This is a genomic window from Streptomyces sp. NPDC051578 (genome assembly GCF_044454045.1).
GTDB lineage: Bacteria > Actinomycetota > Actinomycetes > Streptomycetales > Streptomycetaceae > Streptomyces.
This window is the reverse complement of sequence record NZ_JBITDH010000003.1, coordinates 70,704-84,301: the sequence shown is the minus strand read 5'-3', so window position 1 is coordinate 84,301 and position 13,598 is coordinate 70,704. Positions and strand designations below refer to the sequence as shown.

The following is a 13,598-nucleotide window of genomic DNA, read 5'->3' as shown; positions in this document are numbered from 1 at the left end:
TACCGCTCGTACCGCTCGTACCGCTCGTACCGCTCATGCCGCGACCCGGCCGGCCGGTGCGGCGGCGGCGGTCGCGGGCACCGGGTCGGCCACCCGGTCGCCGGAGCTCGTCCGGGTCAGCAGCAGCACCCCGCGCGCCGCGGCCAGCGCGCCCGCGGTGGCCAGCAGGACGCCCAGCGCGCCGCCCTGGAGCCGTTCGCCGAGCAGGACCATGCCGATGGCGGCGGCCGCGAGGGGGTTGGACAGGTTGACCACGGCGAGCGGGGCGCCGAGCCCGCCCCGGTAGGCCCGCTGTGACAGGAGCATGCCGCCGACGGCGAAGACCACGACGAGCAGCGCCACCGTGACCACCCGCAGGCTCAGCAGGGACCCTCCCCGGCCGCCCGCCACCGCCACGGTCTGGGTCAGTGCGGAGGCGGCGGCGGAGGCCAGCCCCGAGGCCGTGGCGTGCCGCAGCCCGGAACGGACGTCGCCCCGGGTCAGCAGGGTGATCACGGCGGCGGTCGCGCCGGACACGGCGAGGGCCTCGGCCAGGGTGAGGGTGTCGTCGGGGGCGGGTCCGGACGCCGGCAGGAGCAGCAGACCGAGCCCCGCGACGGTGGCCAGGGTGCCCCGCCACTCGGTGGCCGCGACCCTGCGGCCGGCCCCGCGCGCCCCGAGGGGGACGGCCGCGACGAGGGTGAGGGCGCCCAGCGGCTGGACCAGGGTGAGCGGCCCGTAGCGCAGGGCGGCCGCGTGCAGCAGCGCGGCCGCGGCGTTCAGCCCGGCCGACCACCACCAGGCGCCGTTGCCGAGCAGTGCGGCGGCGCTGCGGGCGACGGCGCGGCGGGCGAGGCGTTCCTGTGCGACGGCGGCGGCCGCGTAGGCCACGGCGGAGGCGAGGCAGAGCGCGACCGCGAGGGCGGTGGCGTTCATCGCCGGCTCCCGGCGCCCGCGGGTACGGACCCGGCCCGGCCCCGGCGCGGTCCGGGCACGGCCGCCCGGGCAGCGGACACCCCGTCGGGGACGGCGGCCCCGGAGACGGCCGCGGGCGACGCCGCCTCGGAGTACCCGGCCTCGGAGGAAACCACCTCTGAGACCTCCGAGGACACCGCCTCGGGCAGCACCGCGCCACGGGACGCACCGGCCGGGGACCCGGCGGCGATCCGGGAGCCACCCGCGACCGGCCGCGGGACGAGGAGCAGCGCGGCCCCGAGCAGGGCAGCGGCGACGATCGCGTCGAGCCAGTAGTGGTTGGCCGTCCCGACCACCACGAGCAGCGTCACCAGCGGGTGCAGCAGCCACAGGTACCGCCACCGGGACCGGGTGGCCGCGATCATGCCGAGGGCCAGCATCAGCGCCCACCCGAAGTGCAGGGAGGGCATGGCGGCGAACTGGTTGGCCAGGGTGTCGGTGGCCGGCGCGGCCCGGTAGACGGTGGGCCCGTAGACCTGCGCGGTGTCGACCAGTCCGGCGGCGTGGAGCATCCGCGGCGGGGCCAGCGGGAACGCCAGGTGGAGGGCGAGGGCGGCTCCGGTGAGGACCGCGAGCACCCGGCGGGTCCACAGGTAGTGGCCGGGGCGGCGGACGTAGAGCCAGATGAGGAACAGGGCGGTCGCGGGGAAGTGAACGCCCGCGTAGTAACTGTTCGCCGTTCGTATGAGGGTGTCGCCGTGCAGCAGCAGCCCCTGTATCGCGCCCTCGCCGGGCAGGTGCAGCGCGCGTTCGGCGTCCCAGATCCGCGCGGCGTTGCGGAAGGCCTCGTCGGTGCGGCCGGTCGAGAGCATCCGGCCGGCCTTGTAGACGGTGAAGAGTCCCGCGACGAGCAGCAGCTCGCGCAGGAGCCGGCGCCGCTCCCGCCCGCGTCCGGGTGGACCGGTGGGGGGCTCCGCGGGGGTGGTCTCGGTGGTCATCCCACGGTCTCGCTTCCTCTGCTCGGCGGGCGGCCGGGCGGAGCTCGTCCGGTCGGGCCGTCACACATCGACACGCCAGTGTATCGATACATTGGCGTATCGATACGCCGGTGTACCGATACGCTGGCGTAGCCGTACACTCGACCTACGGACCACGCCGCCGAGGAGGGCCGCACCCATGACGCAGACAGCGCCGGCCTCCGCGCGCCGCTCCAAGATCAGCCCGGAGCGGGTGCAGGAGTTCTACGACGCCGTCCTGGAGCAGCTGCGCGAGAACGGCTACGAGGCCCTGACGATGGAGGGCGTCGCCGCCCGGGCCTGTTGCGGCAAGTCCACGCTCTACCGGCAGTGGAAGACCAAGCCCCGGCTGGTGGCCGCCGCCCTGCGGGCCAACCGGCAGGGCACCCTCGCCGCCGTCGACACCGGCACCCTCGCGGGTGACCTGCGCGAGGCGGCCCGGATCGCGGCCGGCACCTCGGGCCGCGACACGCGGCTCACCCAGGCCCTCGGGCACGCGGTCCTCAGCGACGAGGAGCTCCAGGCGGCGCTGCGCGAGGCGCTGGTCGAGCCCGAGCTGGCCGCGTTCGACGCGATGGTGGCGCGGGCGGTGACGCGCGGCGAGATCACCGCGGACCATCCGGCGCTGGAGTTCCTGCCCGCCCAGCTGATGGGCGTCCTGCGGATCAGGCCGGTGCTGGAGGGCCGCTACGCCGACGCCGACTACCTCGTGCGCTTCGTGGACGCGGCCCTGCTCCCCTCGCTCGGCATCACCCCGGGCACCACCCCCTAGACCGGTGGGCCACCGTCCCCGATGACCGGACGGAGACCTGCCCGCGCTGCCTCGTGGGGACGGCGGCAGCGCGCCACCCGGACCGGGCGGCGGTCACTCGCACGGCGAGTGGCCGCCGCCCGATCTGTGCGGAGCGGCGCCCGCCTCACGGCCGGGGCGCCGCCATCAGCCGCGTGTACTGCTCGGGGTCCGCGTCGAAGCCGCGCGGGCGGGCGTCCAGGGACCAGCCGCCCGAGGGGTCCCGCAGGAACTCGGCGACGGTCGCGGCGCTGAACCCGCCGACGTCCGCGAAGTCGGAGCGGGCCAGTTCGGTGTAGCCCTCGCGGATGCGCAGTCCCGTACCGGCCACGGTGGCGAAGGTCTTCGTACGGGCGCCTTCGGGCCCGGGGTCCTGGATCACCACCCCCACGACCACCCGGCCGAGCCCCTCGGCCAGCCGGTTCAGTTCGAGGGTCATCACCTCGTCGAAGCCGAGCCCCTGCCCGGTTTCACTGTCCCGGTCGAGCGTGATCGTGCCGTCGGGTGCGCGGCTGCCGAAGTGCACGAGGTAGACGGGGTCCCCGTAGAGGGCCGCCGAGTCGTACACGGCGGCCAGTATGTCCAGGTCGTGCGCGGGCGTGCCGGCCGGGCTGGGATCCCAGCGCAGCGCTATCTCCACCTTGGCCAGGCTCTTGCGTACTCCGCTCACCGAACTCCCCCTCCGCTCACCGGTCATGGCCCGGCCATGCTGTCACGTACCGGTGATCACGGCGGAGCGAACGTCGTTACCGCCTCGATCCGCGCCGAACCCCTCGCGCCCGATTACAAGGCATTCACCCCGAACACATGCGACCCGTCATGGAATGACCGCAATGCCCATCTGACGTCACGTGCCGAGGAGTTGCGGGACGACAGGATCTGCGGCCGAGCCGGATCGTTATCCTCAAATTTCCCTCAGATGTAGTGACGGTGTGCCCGTCACCTTCCTAGCTTCCTCATACACGCGCCTTGCGGACCGTGTGGTTCCGCACGTGCTCCGCACTGCGTGCCGCCCCGTACTCCGTGCCGTACCCGGCACCGGTACGTCCCCGCTCCCGCGTGATCCGCGATCCCAGGAAAGAGTGCAGCATGAAGGTTCCCAAGGCCGGTGCGGTCGTCGCAGTGATCGCCCTCGCCGCCACCGCCACGGGCTGTGCCGGTGACAGCGCCAAGGAGCCGCTGGCGATCGGCATCAAGTTCGACCAGCCCGGGATCGGGATGCGCGAGGCCGACGGCACGTACACCGGGTTCGACGTCGACGTGGCCACCTACATCGCGAAGGAGCTCGGCTACAAGCCGAACGAGATCGAGTTCAAGCAGGTGTACAGCTCCGACCGGGAGCTGCTGATCCAGTACAACGAGGTCAAGTTCGTCGCCGCCAGCTACTCGATCAGCGACAAGCGCAAGGAGAAGGTCGACTTCGCCGGCCCCTACTTCGTCGCGCACCAGGACCTGCTCGTGCGCTCCACCGACACGTCGATCACCAAGGCCGAGGACCTCAACTCCAAGCGGCTGTGCTCGGTGACCGGTTCCACCTCGGCCGAGAACGTCCGCAAGACGCTGGCCCCCAAGGCCAGTGTCCTGGAGCTCGGCAGCTACTCGGACTGCCTGGTCGCCCTCCAGGACAACCAGGCCGACGCGATGACGACCGACAACTCGATCCTGGCCGGCTACGCGGCCCAGAAGGGCAACGAGGGCAAGTTCAGGCTGCTCGGCCTGAACCTGAGCAACGAGAACTACGGCATCGGCCTCAAGAAGGGCGACGCCGACCTCCAGCGGAAGATCAACGCCGCGCTGACGAAGATGGTCTCGGACGGTTCCTGGGACGCCGCGGTCAAGAAGAACTTCGGCCCGGCCAACTACAAGTACGAGCCCGCGCCGCAGGTGACCTCGGGCAGCTGACGCATGGTCCGGCCCCGGCGCCCACCAGGGCCGGACCCCCTCCCGACACCTGGCCTTCATCTGTTCGATACATGACAATGTGAGCCTCGATCTGCCACCTGACACCCCGCCAACCGCCCGGCGGGGACGGTGCGTGTGGAGAGGTACCCCCACGTCATGAGATTCTCCCGCCTCGCCCCCTGGGCCGCCGGTGTCACCGCCGCCGCCCTGGCACTCATACCGGCCACCGCCTCGGCCGGACAGCAGCGGACGGCGGCGATTCCCCACGCCGCAGCAGCCGCCACCACCGCCGACTACTACGCGGCGGCCCAGGGCAAGACCGGCGCGGCGCTGAAGAGCGCGCTGCACGGGATCATCAAGAACCAGTCCACGGTCACCTACGACGGCGTGTGGAACGCCCTCAAGGTCACCGACCAGGACCCGGCCAACCCGAACAACGTCATCCTGGTCTACTCGGGCCGCTCCCAGCCGAAGAACACCAACGGCGGCAACCCCAACGACTGGAACCGCGAACACGTCTGGGCGAAGAGCCACGGCGACTTCGGGACGGCGACCGGCCCCGGCACCGACCTGCACCACCTGCGGCCGGAGGACGTCACCGTCAACAGCACGCGCGGCAACAAGGACTTCGACATGGGCGGCAGCCCGGTCGCCGAGGCCCCCGGCAGCTACACCGACTCCGACTCCTTCGAGCCGCGCGACGCGGTCAAGGGCGACGTGGCGCGGATGCTGCTCTACATGGCCGTCCGCTACGACGGCGGGGACGGCTTCCCGGACCTGGAACCGAACGACAAGGTCGACAACGGTTCGGCGCCCGCGATCGGACGGATCAGCGTGCTCAAGCAGTGGAACCAGATGGATCCGCCGGACGCCTTCGAGCAGCGCCGCAACCAGGTCATCTTCGACACCTACCAGCACAACCGGAACCCGTTCATCGACCACCCGGAGTGGGTCAACTCCATCTGGTGACGCGCGGAGCCCACCATGACGTCCTCCACGGGATTGGCCCGCCCCAGACCGGGTATTCGCAGGTCAGAGGCTGCGGCCCGCGCCCGGCGGGCAGCCCGTGGAGGTACGTCGTCATGGACGGAGCCGGACTCTCCGACCGCGAGAGGCGAGCCCTCTCGGCGATCGAAGCCCAACTCAAGGGTGACCGCTCCCTGGACCGCCGCCTGCGGTCCGGACACCGCCGGCATCACGCCGTGGCGGCCTGTCTGCTCGGGGGGCTGACCGTCGCCCTGCTGGTCGCCGCCTCGGTGACCGTGTCGCAGCCGCTGATCTGGGCCTTCGCCGCCACGTGGATCGTGACCGTGGTCACGGCCCTGCCGCTCCTGGGCCAGTGGATCAGGCGGCGCTGGCAGCAACGGGACCGCACCCTCGGCCGCGAAGCCCGCGAGGCCCCCTGAACGAACGTGGACGCACGTGGATGCATGAGATCTACGTGCATCCACGAGACCCCGGCCACAAGGCCGCAACGGCCTTCCCTGCTACGGCAGCTCGGCTAAGACAGCCCGGCTACGGCAGCTCGGCTAAGGCAGCCCGGCTAAGACAGCCCGGCTACGACAACTTGCCCGCGAGGGTCTGGAAGGCGGTCCAGGACAGCTGCGGGGGCCGGGGGTCCCAGACCTTCTGGGACAGGGCCGCCAGCGGCATCCGTATCCCGTCGGCCACCTGCGCCTGGGTCTGGGCGCCGGACAGGTCGCACCAGACGGCGAGCCGGGCTCCGAGCACCTGCGGACCGTACCGCGCGGGCACCGCCGCGGTGCCGCGCAGTACGAGCGGGGTCCACTGCTCGTAGATGCGGCGGCCGGTCGGGTACGTGAACTGGTTCGGCTGGCCGAGCACGTAGTACAGGTACTCGTCGTTGAGGTTGACCACCTTGCGCCCGGCCTGCAGGTAGGCCAGCGGCGGCCGGGCGCCGTTCTCCTTGCCCGTCCAGTACTCGGCTTGGAGGTCCGGGGCGGCCGCGACCACTCCCCCGGCGAAGAAGCCGTCGTTCCACGCCTTGAGCGCCTTGCCCGAGGGACGGACGACGGCGGCCCGGTCGTTGAGCCAGCCCGTCGCCAGGTCCTGCACGCGGGCACCGGGGCCGTAGCGCTGCCGCGCCGCGGCGGCGAGCTGCGGGAAGGAGGCCTGCGGGTCGCGGACGACCAGTGCCTGGTACTCGTCGGCGCCCAGGTGCCAGGCACCGCCGGGGAACAGCGGCAGGTACTCGCGCAGCAGTTCGTCCACCAGCTTCGCCGACGCCGGGTTCGATATGTCGACGGCGCCCTTGACGGCCCGTCCCTGGACGTCGCGCAGCTGGAGTGAGGGGTGGGTGCGCAGCACCGCTCCGAGGTGGCCGGGCGAGTCGATCTCCGGGACCACGGTGATGTGCCGGCTCGCGGCCAGGGCCGTGATGCGGCGTACGTCGGCCTTGGTCAGGTGGGGGTCGGAGACGATCTCGGGGTGGGTGTCGGACTGGATCCGGAAGGCCTGGTCGTCGGAGAAGTGCAGGCCGAGCTGGTTGAGCTTGAGGTCCCCCATCTCGCGGAGCCTGGCCTCGATCCAGTCCGGGGTGAAGTTCTTGCGGGCTATGTCCAGGTTGAGGCCGCGCTGGGGCCGGTCGGGGGCGTCACGGACGGTGCCTTCGGGCGCCGAACCGGCGGTGCGTATCTCCTGCTTGAGGGTCCGCGTCCCGTAGAACACCCCCGCCTCGTCGGGGCCGCTGATCTTGACCCGGCCGCCCTGGACGGTGAGGGTGTACGACTCCGGCTTCCCGGACCGGCCGGCGTCCAGGGCGAGTTGCACGTCACCGGGGCGCGGGGCGGCGGACTCCGCGAAGCCGAGGCCGAGTTCACCGGCGAGGAGCCGGGCTTCGTCGGAGAGGGCCGAGCGGTCGGCGGGCGCGATGACCACGCGGGCACCGGAGGCGGGCTTCCAGCCGGGTCCGTGGGCCGGGACGTGCTCCCGTACGGCGGGGATGACGCGCGGGGCGGCGGACAGCGGGTAGGACGGGCTGGGCGTCGGAGGCGAGGAGGTGGGCGCCGCCGTGGCCGCCCCGGAACCGGTGGTGGCGGGTGGCGAAGGGGCGGCGCCGGCTTCGCCCCGGCCGCCGCCGGCGCATCCGGGAACGGCGAGGGTGACCAGCGCGGCGACCGTGGCCGTCGCGATGGCGTGGGCCCTCCTGTACTGCCTGTTCTCTCGCATCATGCACCGTTTTCCCCGTACCAACGTGGCACGGGGAACGGTGCGGCGCGACCGGGAGGGGCGCGCTCAGATCAGCGCGGCGAGTGCGGCGGCCGCGACGTCGTGGTCCTGGGCGGGGGCGCCGCCGCCGACGCCGATGGCCCCTACGAGGCGGCCCCCGCGGTGGACGGGCAGGCCGCCTGCGATGAACAGCAGCGGCCGGTCCAGGGCGGTGGGCAGGGTGTGGAAGGGGCCGCCGGGCAGGACGGCGTCGGTGAGGTCGGCGGTCGGCGCGTTCAGCTGGAGTGCGGTGAAGGCCTTGCGGGTGCTGGTCTCGCCGGAGATCAGGACGGCCCGGTCGTCGCGGCGGAAGGCCAGCGGGTGGCCGCCCGCGTCCAGGACGGTGACGCTGACCGCGATCCCGGCGGCTTCGGCGGCCTCGCGGGCGGCGCCGAGGAGGACCTCGGCGTCCCCGGTGGTCAGGGGGGCGACTGCGGTGGTGGCGGACATGGCGGGGCTCCTGGTGGATCGGGTGGGGGTGGGGCGGATGGGGATCGGGCGGATGGGGATCGGATCAGTGGTGAGCCGGGACGGCGGCGCTTTCGGGAGCGGCGCCCGTCACGACGCGGCTCGTGGCCGCGCGTGCGCCCGTACGCCGCTCCAGCGCGCCCGAGACGAGGGCGAGGACGAGCGCGGAGGCGGCCAGCGCGGCGCCGACCCAGTTCGGGGCGGTCCAGCCGAGTCCGGCGGCGATGACCAGCCCCCCGAGCCAGGCGGCGAGCGCGTTGCCGAGGTTGAAGGCGCCGATGTTGACGGCGGAGGCGAGCGTGGGGGCGCCCGCGGCCTGGTCGAGGACCCGCTTCTGGAGCGGCGGCACGGTCGCGAAGCCGAGGGCGCCGATGAGGACGACGGTGACGGCGGCGGCCGCCTTGTCGTGCGCGGTGAGGGTGAACAGCGACAGGGCGACGGCCAGCGCCCCGAGCGAGACGTACAGCATCGGCATCAGCGCGCGGTCGGCGAACCGGCCGCCGATGAGGTTGCCGGCGACCATTCCGAGGCCGAAGAGCACCAGCAGCCAGGTGACGGAGGTGTCGGCGAAGCCGGCGACCTCGGTCATCATCGGGGTGATGTAGGTGATGGCGGCGAACACCCCGCCGAACCCGAGCACGGTCATCGCCATGGCGAGCAGGACCTGGACGTTGCGGAACGCGGCGATCTCGTGACGGATGCGGACGCCTTCGGGCCGGGGCAGTTCGGGGACCAGCTTGGCGATGCCGAGCAGGCCGAGCACGCCGAGCGCGGCCACGATCATGAAGGTGACGCGCCAGCCGAGGGTCTGCCCGACGAGGGTGCCGAGGGGGACGCCGACCACGTTGGCCACGGTCAGGCCGGTGAACATCATGGCGATGGCGCCGGCCTTCTTCTCCGGGGCGACGAGTCCGGCCGCGACGACCGAGCCGATGCCGAAGAAGGCGCCGTGGGCGAGGGAGGCGACGACGCGTCCGGCGAGCATGACGCCGAAGGCGGGGGCGAGCGCCGAGAGGACGTTGCCCGCGATGAAGAGGCCCATGAGCAGCATCAGCATCCGCTTGCGGGGGACGCGGGTGCCGAGGACGGTCATGAGGGGGGCGCCGAGGACGACACCGAGGGCGTAGCCCGTGACGAGGAAGCCGGCCGTCGGGATGGTGACGCCGTAGTCGGTGGCGACCTCGGGGAGGAGGCCCATGATCACGAATTCGGTCGTGCCGATCCCGAAGGCGCCTATGGCGAGGGCGAGGAGTGCGAGAGGCATGAGGGGGTGCTGCCCTTCCGGGGAGGGGGTGGTGCGGTGGCGGCTGCGGCCGCGGCCGCCGGCGAGGTGCATAATTGCCCACGCCGCTTACATGCGTCCACATTAATTGCAGACGCTGGTTAATTGCAAGCGCGGGCTATTGCATGCGTCGCATATCCTGGTGGTGTACCCAGCGGAACGCACCCAAGGAGAGGCCCATGACGGCCACCGACAGCGCACTCACCGCCCTTTCCCAGGGCTGGTGCGCCCTCTCCCTCCTGCACGGCCGCATCGAGGCCCACATCGAGCGGGCCCTCCAGGCCGCCCACGGGCTGAGCGTGCGCGAGTACTCGCTGCTGGACGTGCTCAGCCGCCAGCACGACGGGCCGGGCGGCCACCTGCGGATGCACCAGGTCGCCGACTCGGTGGTGCTCAGCCAGAGCGCGACGACCCGGCTCGTCAGCAGGCTGGAGGAGCGCGGACTGCTGAACCGCTACATCTGCGACACCGACCGGCGGGGCATCTACACCGACGTCAGCGCGGCGGGCCTGAGCCTGCTCGCCGAGGCCCGGCCGACGAACGACGCCGCCCTGCGCGAGGCGCTCGACGCGGCGGCGGGGGTCCCCGAACTCGCCCCGCTGGTGGCGGCCGTGCAGAACACCCGCACGGCCACCGCCGGCTGAACCCCGAGGCTACGGCTTCCCGCTGCCGCCCCGCGAGGGCTCGCCGGAGCCCATGGGCGTCGGCGACACCGACGCCGGGCGGGTGGACGGCGGAGCGGGCCGCGACGGCGATGCCGAAGGCGCGCCCGTGCCGGGTGCGGTCGGTGTCGTGTGCGGGGGCGGGGGCGGCAGCCTGGTCGCGGACGGCGAGGGCACGGGCGATGGCTCCTCGCTCGGCCCGGGGGAAGACACCGTCGGGCTCGGCGTCGGCGAAGGGATCTCGGCGGGCGCCGCGGGCGGCACCGGCCTGACCGGCCCGTGCTCGGGCCCCAGTACCAGGTACCCGGTCACCGCGGCCGCTGCGCCGGCCAGCCCGGCGGCCGACCAGGTCAGGCGCCGCAGCCACACCGCGGCCACCGGCCGGCGCTCGGACGGGCCCGGCGGATCGGCGGGCCGCAGGTCCCGGACGGTGACCGTGTCCGCCCGCGCCCCCAGGGCCTCGCGCAGCCGGTGTTCGACCGGGCGTTCGCCGTCGTGCGTCATACCCGTCCCTCCAGAATCCGTTCCAGCGCGTCCAGGGCGCGGCTCGCGTTCGACTTCACCGCGCCGCGGCTGATCCCGAGGGTGTCGGCTATCTCCGCCTCGCTGAGCTCCGCCCAGTACCGCAGCACCAGCACCTGGCGGCGGCGCGGAGTCAGCCGGCCCAGGGCGGCCAGTACCTCGCGGTGCGCCTCGCCGAGCACGACGGATGCCTCGGCCGAGGGCACGTCCGCCGTGACGGGCGGGATCCAGGCGCGGGCCGTCCGCCTGCGGCGCAGCACCGAGCGCGAGGTGTTGACCACCGCGGTACGCAGGTAGCCCAGCGCGTTGTCCACGCCCTCGATCTGCTCGCCGTGCCGCCGGTACAGGGCGGTGAAGGCGTCCTGGACCACGTCCTCGGCCGTGGCCAGGTCGTCCACGAGCAGCACCGCCAGGCGGACCATGCCCAGCCGGTGCGCGTGGTAGAGGTCGGTGACGGTGGGCGGGGCCGGTGTGCCCGCGGGCCCCGTGCGCTCGTACGGGAACCGGTGCGCGGGGGCGGCCGGAGCGGGGACGTCGCGGCGCAGCAGGAACGACCACAGGCCCCTGCGCGCCCGGCCGGAGCCGGGCGCGAAGGGGCTCGTCGCCGGGGCGAGGTGCAGCACGGGGGTCCTCAGTTGCCGGCGCGGCGCCGCACCGTGTACAGGGCGCCGGCTCCGACGGCTATGAGCCCGGCGGCCCCGGCCCCGAGGGCCATGGTGGTCGAGGAGGAACCCGTGTGCGCGAGCTCGGAGCCGGCCGGCGCCCCGGAGGGCCCCGCCGACGGCGCGGCGCTCGGGGTGCCGCTGCCCGGCGCGACCGTCGGGGTGGCGGATCCGGCCGGGGCCGCGCTGGGGGTGGCGGTGCCGCCCGGCACCGTGGGAACCGCACTGGAGGGCGCGCTCGGGGACGCGCTGGGGGTGGCGGTGCCCATCGGCGGGTGGCTGGGCGCGGGCGTCGGCGCGGCGCTGGTGACGACGGGCGCCGGTGCGGCGGACGGCGTTCCCGCTGCGGCGAGGGCCGGGCCGCCGAGTGCGACGGCCACCCCGGCGGCGGCAGCGGTGACGAGCGCTGCCCGGCCGGCGGAGGTGGTGGCGCGCTTGAGGTTCATCACGGTGGTTCTCCCACGGTCGTGCGGTCGGGACGAGGACGCGGAACTACGCCCTACACCCCGCACGACGCGCGACTGTCCGCGAGGTTGCCGCCGTTCCGGAAAAAGTTTCACGCGACCGGAAGCGGGATCCGGCGGACCACTTCGAGGCTGAGGTTGCCATAGCCGGTGAAGAAGGGGGACGCCGCGAGTTCCGTGGCGCCGCCCGGGTCGGTGGCGAGGACCCGCGGCCGGCGGGCCGTGCGGTCCAGCTCCGGGGCGTGCCGGCGGCCGAGCCTGACGGTGCGCGTGACACCGTCGGCCCGTACGTTCAAGAAGCAGTCCCAGGTACCGGGCGCGATCGGGGCGCCCCCGGCGAGCGTGGCCAGGTCGAGCTCGGCGAGGAAACCCGCCATGGTCAGCTCGGGATCGCCCGCGGCGAGTTCCGGCGCGGGGCGGGCGAGCAGCGGGGCGGTGTGCTCGGCGCCCGTCTCCCGGGCGCGCAGCACGATCTCGCTCTCCAGCCGGTCGGTTGCGAGGGTGGGGATGTAGGCGTGCCCGGTGAGCCGCAGCACGGGCCCCTTCCAGCTCATCGAGTCCAGGTGGTGGCGTGCCTTGAGCCGGTCGGTCACGTCGTACAGGACGTCCGGGAGGCCCGCCGCCGGATCCCGGAAGAGCGGGTAGCAGCGGTACACCCGGCCGTTCTCGACCGTGTCGCGCGGCGCCGGCCCCTTCGCGGGGTCGTACTCGACCAGCTGCTCGAAGGCGGGCAGCGGGCCGCAGGCGAAGGCGTACAGCCGGATCCAGTCGATGGGGGCCAGCTCGCCGCCCATGTCGGGCGTCCAGTACGTCTCCACCAGCGCCCGCGCCCGCCGGTAGACCTCCGCGGTGAAGCCGGGGTCGCGGTGGCGCGCCACGACGGCCGGGCGCAGGGCGGTGCTCAGCAGGCTGCGGAAGTGCCGTCCCAGCATCCGGCGCCGGCCCACGGGGTCCTGCACCCGTGCCGAGACCAGGGCCATGACGCGCTCGATGTGCGTGACGGTCTCGTGTGCGGTCCGCTCGCGGGAGGTGAGGTTCTGCCCGTCGTCGCGGCGGCGCAGGTAGTAGCAGTCGTAGTCGCCGACCACCGAGATCCTGCCCGCGGCCAGGTAGAGCTCCGTCACGAAGAGCTGGTCCTCGCCGTACCAGAGGTCCTCCGGGTAGCGCAGCCGTCCCGCCTCGATGATCCGGCGGCGCACCAGCTTGGCCGAGTGCAGCGACCGGTAGACCTCCGAGGTGTACAGGTCCGCACGCTCGGTGTGCCGGTAGGGCTTCTCCGTCACGGGCCGGCCGAGACCGACCTGCTTGGCCAGGACGAGGTCGCTGTCATGGGCGTCCGCCATGGCCAGCAGCCGTTCCAGTGCCTCGGGACCCAGGTGGTCGTCGGCGTCGACGAAGAAGACGTAGCGGCCCCGCGCCAGGTCGAGCGCCCGGTTGCGCGGGGCGCCCGCGCCGCCGGAGTTCTCCTGGTGCAGCACGCGGAACCACGGGTGCCGGGCGGCGTGGCGGTCGAGTTCGGCGCCGCTGCCGTCCGTCGATCCGTCGTCGACCGCGATGACTTCCATCCGCTCCGCGCCCAGCGTCTGCCCCACGATCGATTCGAGGCATTCGCCCAGGTAGGGCATCGCGTTGTAGACGGCGATGATCACGGATATGTCGGGGTCGGACGTGCGGTGCATGCGATGAGCATAGGGTTCGCCCGCCCAGG

At 73.4% G+C, this 13,598-nt stretch carries 15 protein-coding genes; 5 read left to right on the top strand and 10 right to left on the bottom strand.

Annotation, left to right across the window (positions count from 1 at the left end; genetic code table 11):
• Positions 1-33: 33 nt before the first annotated feature.
• Together ACIA6C_RS16460 and ACIA6C_RS16455 are read right to left on the bottom strand one after the other, a co-directional pair.
• Complete coding sequence (locus ACIA6C_RS16460) at positions 34-915, bottom strand: hypothetical protein (protein WP_399276384.1); 882 nt, start codon at positions 913-915, stop codon at positions 34-36.
• Entirely contained in the window at positions 912-1,892 is a 981-nt protein-coding gene (locus tag ACIA6C_RS16455; protein ID WP_399276382.1) for a phosphatase PAP2 family protein, read from the bottom strand. Before ACIA6C_RS16455 ends, ACIA6C_RS16460 begins: the two co-directional genes overlap by 4 nt.
• A gap of 178 nt (positions 1,893-2,070) precedes the next feature.
• Here ACIA6C_RS16455 and ACIA6C_RS16450 point away from each other — a divergent pair, with 178 nt between their 5' ends.
• Positions 2,071-2,682 (top strand): TetR/AcrR family transcriptional regulator, encoded by a 612-nt coding sequence (locus ACIA6C_RS16450; protein ID WP_399276381.1) that lies wholly within the window; start codon positions 2,071-2,073, stop codon positions 2,680-2,682.
• 145 nt (positions 2,683-2,827) lie between these two features.
• Here ACIA6C_RS16450 and ACIA6C_RS16445 read toward each other — a convergent pair whose 3' ends face one another.
• Positions 2,828-3,370 carry a TerD family protein gene (locus tag ACIA6C_RS16445; protein ID WP_366079107.1) on the bottom strand — a complete coding sequence of 181 codons (543 nt, stop codon included), beginning with the start codon at positions 3,368-3,370 and terminating at the stop codon, positions 2,828-2,830.
• A 419-nt stretch (positions 3,371-3,789) separates the two neighbouring features.
• Between ACIA6C_RS16445 and ACIA6C_RS16440 the strand changes: the two genes are divergently transcribed.
• From ACIA6C_RS16440 to ACIA6C_RS16430, 3 genes are all read left to right on the top strand, one after another.
• Positions 3,790-4,602 (top strand): glutamate ABC transporter substrate-binding protein, encoded by an 813-nt coding sequence (locus ACIA6C_RS16440; protein WP_366079106.1) that lies wholly within the window; start codon positions 3,790-3,792, stop codon positions 4,600-4,602.
• A 156-nt stretch (positions 4,603-4,758) separates the two neighbouring features.
• Positions 4,759-5,571, top strand: coding sequence for an endonuclease (locus ACIA6C_RS16435; RefSeq protein WP_361125676.1), 813 nt, complete (start codon positions 4,759-4,761; stop codon positions 5,569-5,571).
• Between the two features lie 113 nt (positions 5,572-5,684).
• A complete protein-coding gene (locus ACIA6C_RS16430; RefSeq protein ID WP_399276379.1) occupies positions 5,685-6,008 on the top strand; it encodes a DUF3040 domain-containing protein in 324 nt (107 codons plus the stop codon).
• 151 nt (positions 6,009-6,159) lie between these two features.
• Here ACIA6C_RS16430 and ACIA6C_RS16425 read toward each other — a convergent pair whose 3' ends face one another.
• From ACIA6C_RS16425 to ACIA6C_RS16415, 3 genes are all read right to left on the bottom strand, one after another.
• Complete coding sequence (locus ACIA6C_RS16425) at positions 6,160-7,794, bottom strand: glycoside hydrolase family 20 protein (RefSeq protein WP_399276377.1); 1,635 nt, start codon at positions 7,792-7,794, stop codon at positions 6,160-6,162.
• 63 nt (positions 7,795-7,857) lie between these two features.
• The gene (locus tag ACIA6C_RS16420; protein WP_366079104.1) at positions 7,858-8,280 is read right to left on the bottom strand and encodes a heme-binding protein; all 423 of its coding nucleotides are present in this window, start codon (positions 8,278-8,280) and stop codon (positions 7,858-7,860) included.
• A gap of 64 nt (positions 8,281-8,344) precedes the next feature.
• Positions 8,345-9,562, bottom strand: coding sequence for an MFS transporter (locus ACIA6C_RS16415; RefSeq protein WP_399276374.1), 1,218 nt, complete (start codon positions 9,560-9,562; stop codon positions 8,345-8,347).
• A gap of 197 nt (positions 9,563-9,759) precedes the next feature.
• Between ACIA6C_RS16415 and ACIA6C_RS16410 the strand changes: the two genes are divergently transcribed.
• A complete protein-coding gene (locus tag ACIA6C_RS16410) occupies positions 9,760-10,224 on the top strand; it encodes a MarR family transcriptional regulator (protein WP_361125664.1) in 465 nt (154 codons plus the stop codon).
• A gap of 9 nt (positions 10,225-10,233) precedes the next feature.
• Here ACIA6C_RS16410 and ACIA6C_RS16405 read toward each other — a convergent pair whose 3' ends face one another.
• From ACIA6C_RS16405 to ACIA6C_RS16390, 4 genes are all read right to left on the bottom strand, one after another.
• Positions 10,234-10,746, bottom strand: coding sequence for a hypothetical protein (locus ACIA6C_RS16405; protein ID WP_399276372.1), 513 nt, complete (start codon positions 10,744-10,746; stop codon positions 10,234-10,236).
• The gene (locus tag ACIA6C_RS16400; RefSeq protein WP_399276370.1) at positions 10,743-11,387 is read right to left on the bottom strand and encodes an RNA polymerase sigma factor; all 645 of its coding nucleotides are present in this window, start codon (positions 11,385-11,387) and stop codon (positions 10,743-10,745) included. Before ACIA6C_RS16400 ends, ACIA6C_RS16405 begins: the two co-directional genes overlap by 4 nt.
• 8 nt (positions 11,388-11,395) lie before the next feature.
• Positions 11,396-11,872 carry an LAETG motif-containing sortase-dependent surface protein gene (locus ACIA6C_RS16395; RefSeq protein WP_399276368.1) on the bottom strand — a complete coding sequence of 159 codons (477 nt, stop codon included), beginning with the start codon at positions 11,870-11,872 and terminating at the stop codon, positions 11,396-11,398.
• A gap of 110 nt (positions 11,873-11,982) precedes the next feature.
• The gene (locus ACIA6C_RS16390) at positions 11,983-13,569 is read right to left on the bottom strand and encodes a glycosyltransferase family 2 protein (RefSeq protein ID WP_399276366.1); all 1,587 of its coding nucleotides are present in this window, start codon (positions 13,567-13,569) and stop codon (positions 11,983-11,985) included.
• Positions 13,570-13,598: the final 29 nt, after the last annotated feature.